Here is a 19,703-nt window from a genome sequence, read left to right as displayed (position 1 = left end):
CAGTATTTCCTGGCGTACTTGAGTTAATACGAGGTGTTTGAGAAGTTTGTGACTCCGTCCAGGCAAACAAAATTTTCTCGAATTTGACTATCCGATACCAGAGAATTAGATTTGGCCCCGCGGATCATAGCCCATGCTTGCTTCGCAAAAACAGAATAAATTATTTTACTCGCCTTAATTGGTACGGACTGGGTGAATTGTATTGCCAACACCGTTTATTCAAACATCTCGCGCGATTAAATCCGATTCAATCAACTCTCTTGGGTTGATAAGCACCTTGGGTGTATTCCTTATGATGGGCTGGGGGATATGGTTCCTATTTAAGGAGATCACGGTTTTCAGCATTAGTGACCAGGCCAGGCTTGAGCAAGAACAGAATACAGTTCATGTCAGTACTCACCGGGCCGGAAGGGTCATTGCTATTGCAGCTTCTCTGGGCGATACCCTAGATCAGGGGGACTTAATAATAGAGCTGGATACCAAGGCATTTGCTCTGGATCTGGATGGCGATAGCCGAGTATTGCAGCGTCTTTCAGATCAGTTACTGGCATTAGATCGTGAAGAGGACTTGCTGGCTAGAAAGTTTGCTGAAGACGATAAAGCTTTAAGGGATCAACTGAGGCTACTTCAAGAGCAGCACAAGCTTCAGATGAGTAATCAGCAAATTCAGGCGGATGTGGCAGAGCGCTATGAGCGTCTACTGGAAAAACAGCAAAGCTCTGAGCTTGATTATCTTGCGGCAAAGCGTACCTATCAGCAAATGGCCATGGCCACCCTAGCATCGGAAGCAGCAATAAGTGCAGCCAATGATCGCCAGGAGCAATTGGCTAATGAGTACCAGTTATCAGTGAGTGAATTGGGGCAGCGTCGAGCAGACACCCAGAGACAGCTGGCTGAAGTGGATACTCGTATGCAGCAGAGCACTCTGGCTGTAGATGAGCAGCGTCTGCGAGCGCCTATCTCGGGTAAGCTTGCTTCGCTGGCAGATATTCGGGAAGGAGAGGTTTTGCTCGCGGGGCAACAAGTTGCCACATTACAAGCCGAGGGTAATATCAGCGTGCAGGCGTTTTTCCCTCCCGCTCTCGCTCTTGGACATATCCGTTCGGGACAGAGTGCGCGGGTAAAACTGGATGGGTTTTCCTGGGCGCGTTATGGCCAGTTACAGGCTCGAGTAGAGCGGGTGGCCAGCGCGGTGCAAAAAGGAAAAATCCTCGTTGAGTTATCTTTACAGGGAGAGATCCCCCCAAAATTACCCCTATTGCATGACCTACCAGCAAGGGTAGAGATTGCCACCGGAGTAAAGACACCCTATCAGTTGCTACTGCAGAGAGCTGGCGACTTGTTATCAGGGCAAGCAGATAGAAGCGTAAATAGTAGCGCAAATTTGTTGGAGACCCAGAAGTGAAGGGAAAAACCTGCTGGCTGGTTCCCGAAGTCGTGCAAACTTCCAATATGGATTGTGGCCCGGCGTCTCTTAAGTGCTTGCTTGAAGGCTTTGGGGTGAATGTGCATTACGGCCATTTACGTGATGCCTGCCAAACCGATGTGGACGGCACATCTATTAACACCCTGGAAAAAGTTGCGGTTGAGCTGGGGTTGGATGCGGCACAGATGGTCGTGCCCAAAGATCACTTATTGTTAGATTCAGCAGGTTACCTACCGGGATTGGTGGTAGTGCGATTGCCCAACGGCAACACACACTTTGTTGTGGCTTGGCGCAATCATCGTGGAATTATACAGGTTATGGACCCAGCCTCGGGAAGGCGTTGGCCCAGTGCACGACGTTTTCTCGATGAGCTGCATATCCATACTATGCGCGTTCCACCACAAGGGTGGCGAAGTTGGGCTGGCGGAAAAGATTTTATCGATCCCCTGCGAGAGCGGATAGGGCAGTTAAGAATTTCAAAATCTATCAGCGAAGCCGCGTGTGAGCGGGCCCTGAAGGGAGAAGATTGGCTCTCCCTGGCTTTCCTAGATGCCAGTGTAAGAATGTTGGCAGCACTCGTTGACTCAGGTGCGGTGCGACGAGGGGCAGAAACCAGTGCGTTATTGCAAAGGCTGACGGGGAACCTAACAGAAGATTTTAGCAACGCTTATGACCTGGTGCCGCAGAGCTATTGGTGTGTGCAACCTTCCCGCCCTCCTGGCACTGACGAAGCGAATACAGTTGAGTTAGAGCCAGAGTTGTTGGAGTTTAGTGGAGCCGTAATTGTCAGCGTGAAAGGGTTGCGGGAGGAGGTTGAAGTCAAGCCTAAGTCCGAGGCCTTAAGCAAAGCTTTGCAAGCACAACCGATAAACCCATTCCAGCAATTATGGGGGTTTTTGCGTGAGGATGGTCTACTTGCTCCAAGCATGGTTCTAATAGCAATGTTGGCCGCAGTACTCGGTGTGATGGTTGAAGCATTACTGTTTCGTGGTTTGATCGATATTCACACGGAACTGGCCACCGAGGTACAGAGATTGAGTGCGGTCATTTTGTTATTGGGGTTTATGTTAAGCCTTATACTCGTGCAATTGCCGATGACCAAGCTGCAATTAAGGATTGGTAGACACCTGGAAAACCGCTTTCGCATACGTTTTCTCTCTTCCCTTCCGAAAATACCCGACCATTTTTTTCAAAGCCGTCCCACCTCGGATACCGCAGAGAGAAGTCATCGAATAGTTGCTCTAAGAGAACTACCATTGCTGGGAGGTGGAATACTCTTCAAGGGCTTGTCATTACTCGCTACAGCGGCTGGCATTATTTGGATTGCGCCCGCTGCCGCACCCTTGGTGTTATTAATGGCTGGGTTGCAAGTAGTTATTCCACTGCTGTTCTTGCCTGTACTCAGTGATCATAACATGCGTGTGCAAACTCACGCTGGCGCCTTGGCTAGGTTTTATATGGATGCGCTGCTGGGAGTCATTCCAATACGCACACATGGTGCTGGGGAATCCGTTCGTCGTGAACACGAAAGCTTATTAACCGAGTGGATTAAAGCCGGTTACTCATCTTTGCGATTCCAGCTGAATAGTCAAGCCGTACAATTGATTGTTAACGGGATTCTTACCTGTGCGCTGGTGAGTTATTGTGTCCGGGTCCGCGGGGCAAGCCCCGATCTGCTCCTATTAATTTACTGGGTACTGGCGCTGCCACTACTGGGGGAAGATATCGCGCAACTAATGCGGAGCTACCCTCGCCAGCGAAATACCCTGTTGAGGGCTTTGGAGCCGCTTCAGGCGGCCACAGTTGATGACGGTGAAGAGACGTCTAGTAATAAAAAGGGGCAGCCCTTAAAAGGAGCTGCGTCTTTTCGCTTTGACGATGTCAGCGTTAAAGCCAGTGGCCAAAGCATTCTCAAGAATATTAATCTGGATATTGCTCCCGGAGAGCATATCGCAATTGTTGGCTCATCCGGTGCGGGCAAATCGAGCTTGGTCGGTTTATTGTTGGGCTGGTATAAACCCGCGACTGGTAGACTTTTGCTCAATGGCGAAGAGCTGCAGTGTGAATTGCAGTCCCGCTTTCGCCGACGTTGTGCTTGGGTTGACCCTGCGATCCAACTTTGGAATAGCAGCTTGCTGGATAACTTACATTACGGCAACAATTCCTCTACTTCCTTGTACCCAATATTACAGCAGGCCGATCTTTTGAATTTAGTGGCTTCCCTGCCCGATGGCTTACAGAGCAACTTAGGGGAAAGTGGTGCGCTTGTCAGTGGAGGGGAGGGGCAACGTGTGCGGTTAGGTCGCGCTCTGGGTCGAGAGTCTCCAATCTGTGTCATTTTAGATGAGCCATTTCGCGGGCTTGACCGTGGGCAGCGCCAGCGCTTGCTCAATCGCGTGCGGCAGTTGTGGAAAGATACCACGCTAATTTGTATCACTCACGATATCTCTGAAACTAGAGATTTTCCCCGCGTATTAGTGGTGGAAGATGGGCAAATAATTGAGGATGACAGACCCACAAACCTGGAAGCGCAAACTCAGTCCAGATATGCCCAACTTCTTGCCGCGGAAAAGAATCTTTGGCAGGAGTGTTGGCAGAGCACAGATTGGCGCCACCTTTATATGGAGGAAGGGCGAATCACCGAGGTTCAACCTGAAATAAGAGAGCGGTCGCAAATTAGTGGTATGGCGCGGTCTCAAGAGGTAGCTTGTGAAATCTGAAGGTTCCCTTAGTAAGCTACCTCACCTTTGTTGGCCCACGGCTCAATTAGATAGTGCCCTAAAGTCCCTGGCTCTGCGTACTGGCCTAGAGCCAGCAGCCACTGACTACTACTCCAACACGGAAGTACATAAAGATATAGATACCCGTCTGCAGTTACAGGCAGAAGCTCTGGATTTAAAAATTGAGCAAGTTAGTTGTAAATATGGCGAGTTGGAGCAGATGCTGGTGCGGGCTGCACCGGCCTTGGTGCGTTTGCGCTTTGGAGCTGATGAATATTTCGTTGCTTTATGCGGCAGTGATCGTCGCTTGTTACATATTCTTTCACCATCCCAAAAAGTTATAAAGCTGCGTCCAAGACAAGTAATCAGTGCGCTGATAAGCGCACAGGAGGCACCCCAGCGCGAGCGTATTACAACTCTACTTGATAGTACCAATATAGCTGGGCGACGGCGTGAGAAAGCTGTCGAAGCATTATTGTTGGTAAATTTGGCAGGGTTACAAATTGATGATTGCTGGCTATTGCGTCAACCGGCCCATCGTCCTTTCTGGCAGCAGCTACGCCAGCGTCATCAACATTTGCGCTTTTTAAGCATGATTGCTTGCCACACGCTGCAAATGGTCTTATTCATTGCCAGTTGGTGGTTGATAGGTCGTGCTGTTCTTGACGGTTATGTTGATAGCGGTTGGCTAATTGCCTGGGTGCTTTTGCTGATAACACAGATCCCCCTTTCGCTCTTTACTGCCCGTTTACAAGGCTCAATCTCGCTGGAAACCGGTGCCCTGCTTAAGCAGCGCTTGCTCGCCAGCGCTTTGCGAATAGATCCAGGCAAGGTGCGTCATATGGGGTCTGGGCAGATACTTGGGCGTGTATACGATGCAGAAAACATAGAAACCAACGCTCTGCAGGCGAGTTTTTTGCTACTTCTTGGCGGTGTAGAGTTGGTAATGGCTTCCATAGTGCTACTGCTAAGTATCGGAGCCCCGCTATTGTTAGGGGTTTTGACCATTTTTTTACTCATAGCCTTCGCTCTAGGACGTAGCCAATACCAGGCTCGTCGACATTGGAGCCGTCAACGCTTGAGTATGACTCACTGTCTAATTGAGAAAATGCTTGGCCACCGAACCCGATTGGCACAACAAGAGCCAGTGGATTGGCATCGGGGCGAAGATCAGGAGCTGGAAGAGTATTTACGTAGCTCGAATGCTATGGATAGCAATTTGACTCATCTAACTGCAGTATTGCCACGTATTTGGCTGCTGCTGGGAATAGTGGGCCTTGCGCCAATTTTTGTCATTGGTAACGCTGAGAGTGGTCAAATCGCTGCGGCTTTGGGGGGGATGCTACTCGGTTATCGTGCAGTGCTGAAATGTATAAGCGGATTCTCCAGTGGGCTCAGTGCTCTTGTAGCATGGGAAAAAGTCTGTGAACTCTTTTCCTTGGAGGCTCCATCAAAATCGGGGGCTTGCAAGCTTCCTGGAGCTGATAAAGTGCCAGGGGATATGAAACGATCTAAGCAACCTTTATGTTATATCAGTGACTTAAGTTTTAGCTACCCTAATCAAGACAGGGCGGCTTTAAAAAACTGTAATCTAAGTATTTATCCAGGCGATCGCATAATATTGCAAGGGGCTTCGGGTTCGGGAAAATCTACTTTCGCGAATGTGATAACAGGTATCCAAAAGCAAAGAGAGGGACTTTTGCTTATTAATGGGTACGATAGACCCAGCACGGGCGTGCAATATTGGCGTAGACAAGTTGCATCGGCACCTCAATTTCATGAGAATCACGTACTAGGTGATTCTTTCTTATTTAATTTATTGATGGGTGATGACTGGCCTCCTAAGCCTGAAAGTATAAGAAGAGCCTATAAAATTTGTGACGAGCTAGGGCTGACTTCATTACTTGAAAAAATGCCTGCAGGCATATTACAAACAGTGGGAGAAATGGGGTGGAGATTGTCTCACGGAGAAATGAGTCGCTTGTTTATTGCTAGAGCACTTCTGCAGAATGCTGAGTTGTTAGTGCTAGATGAGAGTTTTGCGGCCTTGGATCCGGGCAATTTAAGACAATCGTTCCATTGTGTACAAAAAAAATCGAATAGTTTATTTGTGATCGCTCACCCATAATCTTTGGTTAATTATGGTGTGAAAGGTGGAAAGCGGGTTAAGCTATACGATGTTCTTAACTATTTTTTGGTTGAGAGCGGTTTTCAAATTATTTCAAAGGAGATGCAAAATGAACACCGAAACTGATATTTGTGCAGGCCCAGAAGCTGGTATCGCATTGCCAGACGAAGATTAATTTCTTTGTGATTAATTAAGGTTCGTAAGTGTGATAGGAAGGTAGCAATGATTGTTTAAAGGCATTAATTGGAAATGCTTTTTTCAAGTGGCTACATAGATTAGTTATTATTAATCAGTAGTTTGCTAATTTGATTCTATCAACGATCGAGCTTTGTACTAGTAAAAAAGCCCGCATTTCGCGGGCTTTTTTATTCTTAGGTCTTCAGCTTCTTATAATGCATCCGATGCGGGGCGGCATCTTCGCCTTTGCGCTGAACGAAGTCTTCGTGGTACTCGGTGTAGTTGCCCTCGAAGAAGACCGCTTCACTCTCACCCTCATAGGCGAGGATATGAGTGGCAACGCGGTCCAGGAACCAGCGATCGTGCGAGATCACCAGGGCACAGCCAGGGAAGTTGAGCAGGGCTTCTTCCAGGGCGCGCAGGGTTTCGATATCCAGGTCGTTGGAGGGCTCGTCCAACAGCAGTACGTTGGCGCCCTGCTTGAGGGTGTAGGCCAGGTGCAGGCGTCCGCGTTCACCGCCGGAGAGTTCGCCTACGCGCTTCTGCTGGTCACTGCCCTTGAAGTTAAAGCGCCCTACATAGTTGCGTGAGCCCACTTCGTAGTTGTTGATCTTGAGCATATCGTGGCCGTCTGAAATGGCCTCCCAGACGGTCTTGCTGTCATCCAGGTTCTCACGGCCCTGCTCAACGTAGGCGACCTTGACGGTTTCACCGATCTTGATTTCACCGGAGTCCGGTTGCTCGGTGCCGCTGATCATACGGAACAGGGTGGACTTACCGGCACCGTTACCGCCGACGATACCGACAATCGCGCCCTTAGGTACACGGAAAGACAGGTTGTCGATCAACAGGCGTTCGCCGAACCCTTTGCTTACTTCTTTAAACTCAATCACATTGTCGCCGAGGCGCTCACCGGGCGGAATGTAGATTTCGTTGGTCTCGTTGCGGGCCTGGAAGTCCTGTGATTGCATTTCTTCCAAACGGGACAGGCGCGCTTTGTTCTTGGACTGGCGGCCCTTGGGGTTTTGGCGGGCCCACTCGAGCTCCTTCTGCATAGCTTTGGCGCGGGCCTGTTCGCCGCGCTGCTCTTGCTCCAGGCGCTTTTCTTTCTGTTCCAGCCAGGTGGTGTAGTTGCCTTCCCAGGGGATACCGTGGCCGCGGTCTAGTTCCAGAATCCAGCCGGCAACATTGTCGAGGAAGTAGCGGTCGTGGGTGATGGCCACTACGGTGCCGGTGAAGTCGTGCAAGAAGCGCTCCAGCCAGAATACGGATTCCGCATCCAGGTGGTTGGTAGGCTCGTCGAGCAGCAGCATATCTGGGCGTGACAGCAGCAGGCGGCACAGAGCCACACGGCGTTTTTCACCACCGGACAGATTGTTGACGTCGGCGTCCCATGGCGGCAGGCGCAGGGCGTCTGCGGCGACTTCCAGGCGGTGTTCCAGGTTGTGGGCGTCCCAGGCCTGGATGATGTCTTCGAATTGCTGCTGTTTCTTCGCCAGGGCATCGAAGTCTGCGTCGGGCTCGGCGTAATCGGCATAGACCTGTTCCAGGCCGGCGAGGGCGTCGATGGCTTCCCTCACGCCGTCTTCCACGTTGCCGCGCACGGTCTTGCTGGCGTCGAGTTGCGGTTCCTGGGGCAGATAGCCGACTTTAATGCCCGGCATGGCGCGGGCTTCACCGTTAAAGTCCTGGTCGACCCCGGCCATAATGCGCAATAAGGTGGATTTACCGGCACCGTTCAGGCCCAGTACGCCGATTTTGGCGCCGGGGAAGAAGGAAAGGGAGATGTCCTTCAGAATTTCGCGTTTGGGGGGCACTACTTTGCCCACCCGGTTCATGGTGTATACGTATTCAGCCATTTGGGGTTCCGTAACTGGGTGTTGCAATCGCTCAGATTTTGCGCGCAACTTATCAGTTTGCGTAAAAAGTGCAACTGCACCCCTGTGGCTGTCGCCGCTGTACTCGCGTGTGGCTGACGTTGAATCTGATATGTGCTTAACTGCGACGCTAATTAGTACAAGAGCAATAAGACAGATAGCAATGGATCAGGACTCCCCGGTGTTGTTCTCTCGGCGCGGCGCACTGGCGATCGCGACCCTCAACCTGCCTAAGGCGCTCAATGCGCTCAACCTGCAGATGATTGATCTGCTCTCAGTCCAGTTAGATCAATGGGCTGATGACGATGCAGTGGCCGCCGTATGGATAGATGGCAGTGGTGATAAAGCCCTCTGTGCCGGGGGCGATGTGGTGGCACTGTACGAGCAATCGGCCGCCTACGGTGAGCCGCCGGAATATCGTTACACGACCGAATTCTTCTCGCGCGAATATCGTCTGGACTACCAAATACACACCTATACCAAGCCAATCGTGGTCTGGGGTGGCGGTATTGTGATGGGGGGTGGTATCGGCATTATGGCCGGTGCCAGCCATCGTATTGTGACTGAAACCACGCGTATGGCGATGCCAGAAATCACTATCGGCTTATTTCCCGATGTAGGTGGAAGCTGGTTCCTGAACCGTATGCCGGGCCGCCTGGGTCTTTTTTTGGGGCTGACAGGGGCCCAGTTTAATGGGGCCGATGCCCTGTTTGCCGGTATGGCCGATCGTATTATTGCGCAGGACCAACGCGAGACCGTGTTGGCGGCACTGGCTGCGTTGGATTATTCGGCTGAGAACGCTATTAACCACCGCCTAATTAGTGACTGCCTTAAGAGTTGCGAGCTCTCACCCTTGCAGCGGCCGGAATCGCAGCTGCGCGAACACTACGATCAGATCGAGCAGCTCACGGACTTTGCCAGCCTGCCGGAGGTTTGCGCGGCAATCAGCGCCTATCAAGGGGTGGATAAATGGTTGCAGCGCGCCGCCACCACTCTGACGGGCGGTTCGCCACTGACCCCTTGGGTGGTATGGGAGCAGTTGCGTCGGGCGCGTCACTTGTCTTTGGCTGATGTGTTTCGGATGGAGTTGGCGCTCGCGGTAAACCTCTGTGCCAGTGGCCATTTGAAGGAGGGGGTGCGGGCTCTATTGATCGATAAGGATCGCACGCCAAAGTGGCAGCCTCAGAGCTTGGAGGAGGTTAGCCCACAACAGCTGGAGAGCTGCTTTACCGCGCCCTGGGGCGGAGCGCATCCGCTTGCGGATCTATAAAGCGACCCGGGCCGCTTTACGCACGGGATACCAACAACAAAATATGGAGTGGCTTTTATGGAAAAGATAGCCTTTTTTGGTCTGGGGAATATGGGTGGCCCTATGGCGGCCAACTTGGTGAAGGCCGGGTATAGCGTGGCGGCTTTCGATCTCAATCCCAGGGCTCTGGCGCAGGCGCAAGAAGATGGTTGCACGCCTTGTGAGTCCCCGCTGCAGGCGGCTGAGGGGGCCGCTATTGTGGTCTCAATGCTGCCCAGTGGTGCGGCGGTAAAAAGCCTCTACCTGGGAGAAGAGGGGCTGCTGAATCACCTGGCTGAGAATACTCTGATTATCGATTGCTCCACCATCTCTGCGGAAGATGCCCGTCAGGTGGATGAGGCTGCGTCTGAGCGGGGCCTGCTTGCCATTGATGCGCCAGTTTCGGGGGGTACCGCAGCTGCCCAGGCGGGCAGCTTGTGCTTTATGTGTGGGGGCGAGGAGGCGGCAGTAGATGCCGCGCGGGCGCCTCTACAGGCTATGGGCGCCAAGATTTTTCATGCCGGTGGCGCAGGGGCAGGGCAGGTGGCAAAAATTTGTAACAACCTGCTTCTGGCTATCCATATGACTGGCACCGCCGAAGCCCTGCAGCTGGGTGTGGATAAGGGATTGGACCCGAAGGTACTGAGCGAGATCATGATGCAGAGCTCAGGCAACAATTGGTCCCTGGCCAATTACAACCCCTACCCTGGCGCAATGGAAAATGTGCCGGCGGCAAATGGCTACGCTGGTGGCTTTACCGTGGCGTTGATGCTGAAAGACCTAGGGCTCGCCATGGATGCGGCGGCTACCAGTGCCTCTTCCACGCCTATGGGGGCTCTGGCAAAAAACCTCTATCAGCTGCACGGCACCAGTGAAGAAAACCAGAAATTGGATTTTTCCAGCATCCAGAATATGTTCCGCCGCCCGGCGGGTGGTCTGACTTGGTAGCCTAGAAGTTACCTGGCTTCCGTGCTCTCCCTTCTCCTCTCCCCCTCTCCGTTGATTGGTGCCGGCCATTTCTGGAGAGGGGGCCATGTCTGTATGTCATCTAACGTTAAAAATCCGTACCAGTTCGCAAAATTGGCAATAGGTACCAATTACTAACTCCCTCCCCGTTCCTTCAGCGCACCCCAATCGCTATCTTCGCCGCCCCGCTTGGAAGGTCCCTGATATTTGGCAAGACAAGTGTTGTGGGCAATACGCTGCTTTTAATTCCGCGAAATCCGACAGCTTGATTTGGATCAAGCTCAGGATTACAGCCAGCGGTTAACCTGCCTGCGACTTGTGATTGTGCCTGGAGGGGGCCTTCCAAAGTCGGGAAAAATGCTAAATCGCTATGTATGGAGAAGTTAATGAATCGTATAACTGCTTGTGCTACAGCCGCCTTGACCGCCGTACTTTCTGCACCGGTACTGGCCTACGAAGAGGGCAGCTTTATTTTGCGCGGTGGTATGGCCACAGTAGCGCCCGACACCAGTTCCAGCGCACTGTCTGCGAATGGGAACAAGATTGGAAATACCGGTGTTGATGTAGATAACGGCTCTGCTCTGGGCCTGACCGGTGTGTATATGTTCCGCGATCACTGGGGTGTGGAGCTGGTTGCCGCAACGCCTTTCAGTCACGATATCGAAGTTGTTGGCGAAGGTCTTGGCAACTTTGATCTGGGTGAAACAAAGCACCTGCCACCCACTCTGTTAGTGCAGTGGTACCCAATGGATACTCAATCCGCTATCCAGCCTTATGTAGGACTGGGGGTGAACTACACCGCTTTCTTCGATGAAGAGATCAATAGCTCTGGCAATGCAGCGCTTAAAAGTATTGGTGCCACCGGTGATTCCAAACTGTCCCTGGATAACTCTTTCGGCCTAGCTGCCGAGGCGGGCATCGACTTCGCCTTCGGGGCCGATCAGCGCTGGTTGTTCAATATGTCTGTGTTCTGGATGGATATCGAAACTGACGCCACCGTCAAAGTACCCGGCATAGGTAAAGTGACTGCCAATGTTGATATCGATCCGCTGGTTTATATGGCGGGTCTCGGCTACCGCTTCTAAGATGGCAACACTCTAGTTTTGGGGTGTGGCAGTCGCTGCGGTTTTCCCGGTGAGAACTCGGCGGCTGCCTTTTAGTTTGTGCGGGGGGCTGTCGCAAACATTTGATTGAGGTTGTAGAAATATGATGCAAAAGACAAAAAGCAGTATGGGTGGCCTGTCGGAAGAGCTGCTGTCCCGCTATAGCGGCCCCTGCCCACGCTACACCTCTTATCCCACAGCCGATAGATTTAAGCCACTGGATGGCAGTATTAAACCCTGGGATGCACTTCAGGATATTCGCAGCTTATCCCTGTATGTACACATCCCCTTTTGTCGCTCTCTCTGTTATTTCTGCGCCTGCAACAAAGTAATAACCTCTCAATACGGTCTCGCTTCCAGTTACCTGGATAACCTTTTAGAGGAGGCGCGCTGGTATCGGGATAGAGTAGCCCAGGTACCAGTTACCCAGTTGCACTTGGGGGGCGGTACTCCCACATTCCTCAGCGATGGAGATATGCGTCGCTTAATGGAAGGACTGGGTGAAATTTTCGATTTGCGTCCCGGCGATGGAGTGGAATATAGCATTGAGGCCGATCCGCGCACTTTGGAGCTGGAGACCTTAGATACCCTGCGGGAGCTCGGCTTCAATCGCCTGAGTCTGGGGGTGCAGGATTTTGATATCGAAGTGCAGAGATCCATCAACCGAATTTGCAGTGCTGATCAGGTGACCGAACTGACGGTTGCGGCACGCGAGCGGGGATTCGAATCTATTTCCTATGATTTGATTTACGGTCTGCCCAAGCAAAACCTCAGCAGCCTGCACAGCACCCTGGATAAGGTGCTGGATTTACAGCCGGACCGAATCGCCCTCTACCACTATGCGCATTTACCCCATCGCTTTAAGGCTCAACGCCTTATTGATACGGAACTCATTCCCTCCGCCTCAGAAAAAGTAGCGATGCAGCTGGCCGCGGTAGAGCACCTGGGTCGTGCTGGTTATGAGTTCCTCGGTATGGACCATTTTGCCCGTCCGGGAGATGAGCTGGCCAAGGCTGCTCATGCGGGGATGTTACAAAGAAACTTCCAGGGCTATACATTAATGCCCGCCGATGCACTTGTCGGATTGGGGGCTTCCGCAATCAGCTATAGTCGCAATGGTTTCTGGCAGAACCTACATCGCCTGAAGGAATATACCCAGGCTGTTGCTGAGCGGGGCAATGCGTCATGCCGAGGCTGGTTAATGAGTGATGAAGATAAGTTGCGCCAGTGGGTTATCACTGAACTGATGTGTCGCCTAAGCCTGGATAAAGTTGAGGCCGAGCGTCGTACAGGCGTAGCTTTTAATACATATTTTTATCATGAGCTAGAGCGGCTTGAACCTATGTTTGACGATGGTCTTATTTACCAGGATGAGAAAAAGATCGTAGTCACGGAACAGGGGCGCTGGTTTGTACGCAATGTCGCCTCGGCATTTGATATTTATTTACACAGCCAACAAACTGATGCGCAATATTCTCGTGTTCTTTAATTCTCTGTGGGAGACGATTGGCTGCACAGCAGGTACAATAGCCGCAAATTAGTTTACCGGCTGGTTTAGTATGATGGACTCCTCAGTAGCGGTTAGCTGCAGCAACTGCTCGGTTAGACGTTTATGCCTGCCTGCGGGATTGTCTCAAGCAGATATTGATCGACTAGAGCAGGTTACGCGCCGTAAAAAAATTGTAAAAGCCGGCGAGAGCTTATATCGGTCCGGTGACCCTTTTGCGAATCTCTATGCTATTCGTTCAGGCAGTTTTAAAACTGTAGTGATCGCAGCCGATGGCGACACTCAGGTTACCCACTTTGCCTTGCCTGGAGAATTGTTGGGGTTAGATGCTTATAGTAGCCGCGTGCACCCCAGCTACGCCGAAGCGCTAGAAGACAGCAGTGTCTGCCTGTTGCCCTTTACTCAGTTGGAATTACTGGCTAATCAGGTTACGGCGTTGCAGAAGCAGATATATAGTATTTTTTCCGAAGAGCTACGCCAGGAAAATGATATTTTGATGCTGCTAGGCAAGCGCTCGGCGGATACCCGTTTAGCGGCTTTGCTGATTAATATTTCCAGTCGCTATGCCCGCCGGGGTTATTCCCACAGCGAATTTGTACTTTCTATGCCGCGCACCGATATCGCCAATTACCTGGGTTTGACGGCGGAAACGGTAAGTCGATTATTTTCCCGTTTTCAGAAAGAAAAAATGATTAAAGTGAGTGGCCGGGCAGTGGAAATACTAGATATGATCAGCCTCAGCGAGCTGGCGGGTACCCATTACGGTTACGATGAGGATTAATTAAGACTCATCAAACGTTGAAAAGTCCCAATTAACCTAAGAGGCCTGCTGTTGAGTATAAGATCAGGCCTCTCACGATTTTTTTTTACACTTCCGCAACAGTCTCGATAGAGGCAATCACCTTAGCCCATTTTTGTTTTTGATCCTCTGAAATATAGCTGGCCTTGAAGCTGTTGATAGCCAGCTGTTTAGCCTGTTCCCTGGTCATGCCCAGACTTTCACTCAATGCCAGGTAATTGCGATTCACGTAGCCGCCGAAATAGGCTGGGTCATCGGCATTTACCGTGACACAGAGTCCGCGTTCCAGAAGCTGCAAAATTGGATGCTGGTTCATATCCTCGTAAACACAGAGTGCAGTGTTCGAGAGTGGGCAGACAGTGAGGGGAATCTCCTGATCTATCAGTCGCTCAATCAGTGTTTCATCTTCCACACAGCGCACCCCGTGATCTATCCGACTTACATCGAGTAAATCCAGAGCTTCTTTAATATATTCAGCGGGCCCCTCCTCTCCCGCATGTGCGACTCTTTCCAGGCCCAATTCTTTGGCTTTAGTAAAGACCTGTTGGAATTTGCTGGGCGGGTGGCCTAATTCGGAGGAATCCAGACCAACGCCTTTGATAAATTCCAGGTAGGGCTTGGCGGCTTCCAAGGTAGAGATAGCCTCTTCTTCACTCAGATGCCGCAGGAAGCAGAGGATCAGGTGGCTGCTAATTCCCCACTCGGATTCGGCATCTTTTAGAGCACTGTGGATGCCCCGAATAACCACACCGATATCAATGCCTCTTTCCGTATGGGTTTGGGGGTCGAAGAAAATTTCTGTATGTACAACGTTATCTTCACGGCAGCGCTGCAGGTAGGCCATGGTCAGATCGTAAAAATCCTGTTCATGGATTAGGACTGAGGCACCCTGATAGTAAATATCCAGGAAAGACTGCAGATTGTGAAACTTATAGGCGGCCTTAATTTCTTCAACGCTGGAAAAAGGGATCTCAATCTTATTGCGTCGGCTTAGCTCGAACATTAGTTCTGGCTCCAGGGAGCCTTCAATGTGCAGGTGCAGCTCTGCCTTTGGCAGGGCTTTAATAAAATCCAGGTCGGCGATGCTCATAGTAATAACTGTATTGGAAAGAAATTTGGGGCTGTTGCCTGAGCTGAAAGCTACATTGATCAAGCAGCCAGATAAAACTGGAGGCCATCTTAACAGTTTCTACTCATTGGCTGAAAAGTCAGTCTTATGCCTGTTGGGTTAGGCCCTGCGAAGAGTGCTGTGGGATGCTAATATCTTGCATAAAGTAAACTGTATGGTTTACTTGTGTGTATGTTGATGTAATATACACCAGGTAGTTTACTTTTTTTCCGGGTAGGAGAAAGCTATGAGCAAGGTTGTATTGATTACGGGGACATCTACGGGATTGGGGCAGAGTTTGGCCGCTAAAATGACGGATCTGGGATATGTTGTTTATGCCACCATGAGAGATTTGGCAAAAGCGGCTCCACTACTTGAGGTTGCTGATCGTGGTCACAGTCTTAGAGTTTTACCGCTGGATGTGCAAAATACGGCAACTATTCAAAATGCTGTGGATACCATTATCCGGGAGCAGGGACGCATCGATATTTTGGTCAATAATGCCGGCGCCGGTTTTGTGAAAACCACGGAGATGGCCACTGAAGCAGAGATACAGTGGGTAATGGATGTGAACTTCCATGGCGTTGTGCGTTGTACCAAAGCGGTACTTCCCCATATGCGGAAGATGCGCAGCGGTCGGATTATCAATATCTCCTCCGTGGGCGGGTTAGTGGGGCAGCCGTTCAACGAACTTTACTGTGCCGCCAAGTTTGCTGTAGAGGGATATACAGAGGCTATGGCCAGCTATATCCAGCCCAGTTTTAATATTCAATTCACTGCAGTTGAGCCTGGGGGTATCTATTCCGAGTTTGCCAATAGTGTTCTGTCTCAATTGCAAGCGGAGGGCGGTGTACCTGAAGGGGATTATCGAGGCGTTTTCGAGCAGTATCTGGGGGGAATTCAGCAACGTACACCCGAGCAGACGGCGCGCCTTTATCAAACTGCTGAGCAGGTAGCGCAAGTGGTTTTGGAGGTGGTCGAAAGTGATGACCCGCCGGTGCGGGTTCGCACCTCTTCTTGGGCCAGTGAGTTTTGTGCTTACAAAACGGATGCGGACCCTAGTGGCAAAGCGCAGCAAAAAATGGTGATAGACTCCATGCTGCACTCGAATCACTGATATACCCACAGTTTTTATTGTTTGCCCAGAGTTCTGACTGTCCATTTGTGATGAATAGCACCCGGCGGTCAGATTTCTATTGAGGTAAATAAAGATTGGAATTGTTTAAAAGCTGTAGAGAGTAGGCCGGGGATAAATATAATTGGCTGATTTCAGTAAAATTTTTCCAATATTTTGCAGTTTGCTTCGAAGTGAAGACGCACTCCGCCAATGCCGTTACAATTTTGCAAAATGTTAACCGGCCAGTTGGGCATGATTGATTCATCAACAGCGGTAAGTTGCAGTAATTGCTCCGTCAGACGCCTATGCTTACCAGCAGGCCTGTCTCAAGTTGATATTGACCGCCTTGAACAGGTCACGGGAAAAAAGAAGCTGATTAAGGCCGGGGAATCCCTATACCGGGTTGGCGATTCATTTCAAAACCTCTACGCAATCCGTTCTGGCAGTTTTAAAAATGTCGTAATAGCCGCTGATGGCGACACTCAGGTAACACATTTTGCTTTACCGGGAGAATTGCTTGGACTCGATGCTTACAGTACGCGTGTTCATTCAAGCTATGCCGAGGCACTCGAAGACAGTAGTGTTTGCTTGTTGCCATTTTCTCAACTGGAATTGTTAGCGCAACAGATTCCAGCTCTACAGCAACAGATATACAGTATTTTTTCTGAAGAGCTGCGCAAGGAAAATGAAATATTAATGTTACTTGGCAAGCGATCCGCAGATACCCGTCTGGCCGCATTGCTAATGAATATTTCCAGCCGCTACGCCAGTCGCGGGTATTCTTCCCGCGAATTTATTTTATCCATGCCGCGCACAGATATAGCCAATTATCTGGGCTTGACTGCGGAAACGGTCAGTCGGCTGTTTTCCCGTTTTCAGAAACAGGGGTTTATCAAGGTGAGTGGCAGGGTTGTACAGATTCAGGACTTGCTAGGCCTCAGTGAAGTGGCTGGAACTCACTGCGGTTACGATAATGAAGGCGGAGATTAGCTCGCCAATTTTTACTGACGAGTGTCTCAAGGAAGGGGTTAGTAGCTAGCTTAGTGCTTAAATATTCCCCAGCCATAGTCTGCTCTAGCCGTTGCCCGCCATCGATCTATTCTTGCGCGTAAATGTGAATGTTCTTCTAGCGCTGGTCATCCTTTCAATATCCGATTAATTTTGGGTAGATCTTTTCTTGATGGCTCCTCCGTTAAGCTTAGTGGCGTAATTTTTGCCATTGAGCAATTGCGGGTATATGATTCGAAAAAAATAAGTTGCTAATCCAGGGAGTAATTATGCCCGTCAGAGAGTTTGATAGATTTAAGATATTTACTGCGAGTGGGAAGCGCTTAGGTGAGGCTTCCAATTTGGTTATTTCTGCGCATGGTGCTGCAACCAAACAGCATTTCTACACCAACGGGCATGGGGGAGATAATATTTTCTTTTTCTCCCCCCATGGTTATTCCTTAAGTGACCCGGGCATTAGCAGTGTGCTTTCTGGAAATGCGAAGTATCACGAATGGATTAAGAAAGGAAAGGTTTGCCATAATTATACTTTGAGTAAATACCAGGGATACCATGGGACCACTACCGGGCAAATTTTGGGACGGGTAACTCGGCCTTTTATCAAAGGGGAGTCTTATACCGATGTGCAAAATGCTCTGGATAATGCACATAAGCACAATCAAGATTACTCTTCACTCGATCCAAATAACCCTATCCATCAAAAAATGTTGGCTAATATAAAGCCTGTTATGGAAGCTGACCTATTGACTATTCGCCACAGGGTTGGAAAGGATGATCCAACTTTGGTAGATGTTATTAATACACTGCATGCAAATAAATTACACTATGACAATATCTATTGTTCATTTTGTCGCAGTGAGGTGAGCCTCAATAATATTTTGATAGGGACACCATCCTGGGACAGTAAGTTTCAACGGGTGTCCCACTGAGGCTGGATTTTTATGCGAGGCCTAAAGAGATTATTTTAGGCAAAAAAAGGGGGCGTAACCGCCCCGTTAATCCACTACTTATCAGGAGTGTGTGGAGAAAGCTAATTCCTTTTCTGCCCCTTTTTTTTCTGCCTCTTTTTCCAGTGCCTGTGATAGCCAGTCCATGGCCTCGTGCTGCTTTTCAAAGTAGCGCACTTCGCCACTCACAAACCATCCACCAACTTTGGTGGCCAGCTCCTGCCAGCCCTCATCTCCTAGTACAGCAATACGACAGAACTCGTTGCCATGTTTCAGGGTCAATTTAAATTCATCCCATATCGCGTGCAGACCCCAGCCCTCAAAATCCCGCAGATCAATCAGCATTTGTACTTTTGGTTTTTTGACCCCTTCAAGGGCATACTCAAGCAAAGGCGTGATGTACTCGTAATCTTCATGGGTTAGTTGCCCAACGGCTTTAATATACAGGAAGAAATCATTATCAATTCTCTCCATGCCAATGGAGATTCCGTGGCGTTTGATTTGCATATCTCCTCCTTCTGTTTGCTCGAAATGTGGTTTGAACAATCCTAAGCAAAGGCCTGTATGGGTGACTCTGGCTGCGTTAGATACTCACGTAAAGATTCGTAAACGTTTCTGGTTTTTTGATCGAAGAATGGATCTTTCAGCTGTTTCACCTGCTTGTGTATTTGTTTCCAGTCTTCTACTTCCAGGTACTGCTCCATTTGGGGAAATATTGCCGAATTTTCCAACTCTATATGTTTGCGTTGCAACTGCAAATAGGTATGGCTGGCTCCTTGTAAAACTCTTCTCTCTACCATGGCATCGTTGGCTACGGCATAGAAAAGCGCGCACATGTGCTTAGTAGTTGCCGCAATTTGCTCGTGCTGCATCTGTGCTTCATAAATCGCATTTCGATTGTGCACAGGTTTGGTCAGTAGCCGGGCAAGTATCAGGTCTTCCACCGGGTGATGGTACTTGTCTGGGTAAACAGAAAAATAATCGAGTGCGTCCAGAATTAGTGAGAGGGTATTAGGATCCCGCTCATTACTCCCAAAAAGGTCCTGTAGCAAGCGCTCAAAGGCATTGAGCATTTGCTGCATGTTCTTATGGTCTAAACAGAGCTGTCGATAGATATTATTCATCCCAGACCTCCGCGATCGGTTTCGAGACTTATTGTTGCCAGCAGACTCGAGAGGGGAATTGATGTGGATCAAGTACCAAATAGATAGTGTTAGAGCTGAAAACTTTTGGCGCAGTAAACAAGGAATTTTACGGTTTTATTGTCAGTGTCAAGCAGATTGCCAGGTCAGCTATGTGAAAGTCTGAGGATGGAGGACAAAAATGGCGTGATCTGCAGTTTAGAGCTGGTTTTGAGCCAACCTTAGTCTTGTTATGTGAATAAAGCCGTCGTGACAGTATTTATCTATACCGGACAGGGTTTATATGCCATAGCCTAAAGCATAGGTAGTCTTTTCGGCTACTTTAAGTTTGACCGCTAGGGAACTGTGCTTAATTCCAACCTGGGGAGGATCATGGCCGCTTGTTCTCGC

15 protein-coding genes are annotated in these 19,703 nt (G+C 50.0%); 11 read left to right on the top strand and 4 right to left on the bottom strand.

What is annotated here, in order from left to right; all coding sequences use genetic code 11:
* Positions 1-292: 292 nt before the first annotated feature.
* Genes FIU95_RS17215 through FIU95_RS17205 form a run of 3 tightly spaced genes read left to right on the top strand, consistent with a single transcriptional unit; the run spans position 293 to position 6,274 of the window.
* Positions 293-1,405 carry an HlyD family secretion protein gene (locus FIU95_RS17215; RefSeq protein WP_152454929.1) on the top strand — a complete coding sequence of 371 codons (1,113 nt, stop codon included), beginning with the start codon at positions 293-295 and terminating at the stop codon, positions 1,403-1,405.
* Positions 1,402-4,146, top strand: coding sequence for an ATP-binding cassette domain-containing protein (locus FIU95_RS17210; RefSeq protein WP_152454928.1), 2,745 nt, complete (start codon positions 1,402-1,404; stop codon positions 4,144-4,146). Before FIU95_RS17215 ends, FIU95_RS17210 begins: the two co-directional genes overlap by 4 nt.
* A complete protein-coding gene (locus tag FIU95_RS17205; RefSeq protein WP_152454927.1) occupies positions 4,136-6,274 on the top strand; it encodes an ABC transporter ATP-binding protein in 2,139 nt (712 codons plus the stop codon). Before FIU95_RS17210 ends, FIU95_RS17205 begins: the two co-directional genes overlap by 11 nt.
* Before the next feature lie 371 nt (positions 6,275-6,645).
* Here FIU95_RS17205 and ettA read toward each other — a convergent pair whose 3' ends face one another.
* A complete protein-coding gene (ettA, locus tag FIU95_RS17200) occupies positions 6,646-8,310 on the bottom strand; it encodes an energy-dependent translational throttle protein EttA (protein WP_152454926.1) in 1,665 nt (554 codons plus the stop codon).
* A gap of 181 nt (positions 8,311-8,491) precedes the next feature.
* On the opposite strand from ettA, the gene FIU95_RS17195 reads away from it, so the two are divergent.
* The 5 genes from FIU95_RS17195 to fnr (FIU95_RS17175) all read left to right on the top strand — a co-directional run bounded on the left by FIU95_RS17195 (position 8,492) and on the right by fnr (FIU95_RS17175) (position 13,973).
* Positions 8,492-9,598, top strand: coding sequence for an enoyl-CoA hydratase/isomerase family protein (locus tag FIU95_RS17195; protein ID WP_152454925.1), 1,107 nt, complete (start codon positions 8,492-8,494; stop codon positions 9,596-9,598).
* A 57-nt stretch (positions 9,599-9,655) separates the two neighbouring features.
* The gene (mmsB, locus tag FIU95_RS17190; protein ID WP_152454924.1) at positions 9,656-10,564 is read left to right on the top strand and encodes a 3-hydroxyisobutyrate dehydrogenase; all 909 of its coding nucleotides are present in this window, start codon (positions 9,656-9,658) and stop codon (positions 10,562-10,564) included.
* A 404-nt stretch (positions 10,565-10,968) separates the two neighbouring features.
* Entirely contained in the window at positions 10,969-11,667 is a 699-nt protein-coding gene (locus tag FIU95_RS17185) for an OmpW family protein (RefSeq protein ID WP_253868714.1), read from the top strand.
* Positions 11,668-11,788: 121 nt separating this feature from the next.
* A complete protein-coding gene (gene hemN, locus FIU95_RS17180; protein ID WP_253868712.1) occupies positions 11,789-13,174 on the top strand; it encodes an oxygen-independent coproporphyrinogen III oxidase in 1,386 nt (461 codons plus the stop codon).
* A 70-nt stretch (positions 13,175-13,244) separates the two neighbouring features.
* The gene (gene fnr / locus FIU95_RS17175) at positions 13,245-13,973 is read left to right on the top strand and encodes a fumarate/nitrate reduction transcriptional regulator Fnr (RefSeq protein WP_152454922.1); all 729 of its coding nucleotides are present in this window, start codon (positions 13,245-13,247) and stop codon (positions 13,971-13,973) included.
* 85 nt (positions 13,974-14,058) lie between these two features.
* On the opposite strand, the gene FIU95_RS17170 is transcribed toward fnr (FIU95_RS17175), so the two are convergent.
* A complete protein-coding gene (locus FIU95_RS17170) occupies positions 14,059-15,081 on the bottom strand; it encodes an adenosine deaminase (RefSeq protein ID WP_216646267.1) in 1,023 nt (340 codons plus the stop codon).
* A gap of 265 nt (positions 15,082-15,346) precedes the next feature.
* Here FIU95_RS17170 and FIU95_RS17165 point away from each other — a divergent pair, with 265 nt between their 5' ends.
* From FIU95_RS17165 to FIU95_RS17155, 3 genes are all read left to right on the top strand, one after another.
* Positions 15,347-16,216 carry an SDR family oxidoreductase gene (locus FIU95_RS17165; protein WP_152454921.1) on the top strand — a complete coding sequence of 290 codons (870 nt, stop codon included), beginning with the start codon at positions 15,347-15,349 and terminating at the stop codon, positions 16,214-16,216.
* A 210-nt stretch (positions 16,217-16,426) separates the two neighbouring features.
* Positions 16,427-17,206, top strand: a complete 780-nt coding sequence (fnr, locus tag FIU95_RS17160) for a fumarate/nitrate reduction transcriptional regulator Fnr (RefSeq protein WP_253868710.1) — start codon at positions 16,427-16,429, stop codon at positions 17,204-17,206.
* Between the two features lie 287 nt (positions 17,207-17,493).
* Positions 17,494-18,153 carry a putative adhesin gene (locus FIU95_RS17155; protein ID WP_152454920.1) on the top strand — a complete coding sequence of 220 codons (660 nt, stop codon included), beginning with the start codon at positions 17,494-17,496 and terminating at the stop codon, positions 18,151-18,153.
* 81 nt (positions 18,154-18,234) lie between these two features.
* Here the strand turns inward: FIU95_RS17155 and FIU95_RS17150 are convergent, their stop codons facing one another.
* Both FIU95_RS17150 and FIU95_RS17145 read right to left on the bottom strand, forming a co-directional pair.
* On the bottom strand, positions 18,235-18,678 hold the full coding sequence (locus FIU95_RS17150) for an STAS/SEC14 domain-containing protein (RefSeq protein ID WP_152454919.1): 444 nt from the start codon (positions 18,676-18,678) through the stop codon (positions 18,235-18,237).
* 41 nt (positions 18,679-18,719) lie between these two features.
* On the bottom strand, positions 18,720-19,295 hold the full coding sequence (locus tag FIU95_RS17145) for a hemerythrin domain-containing protein (protein WP_152454918.1): 576 nt from the start codon (positions 19,293-19,295) through the stop codon (positions 18,720-18,722).
* Positions 19,296-19,703: the final 408 nt, after the last annotated feature.

This window comes from Microbulbifer sp. THAF38 (genome assembly GCF_009363535.1).
Taxonomy (GTDB): Bacteria; Pseudomonadota; Gammaproteobacteria; order Pseudomonadales; family Cellvibrionaceae; genus Microbulbifer.
The sequence above is the reverse complement of the archived record's forward strand: the minus strand, read 5'-3'. Positions and strand labels throughout refer to the sequence as shown.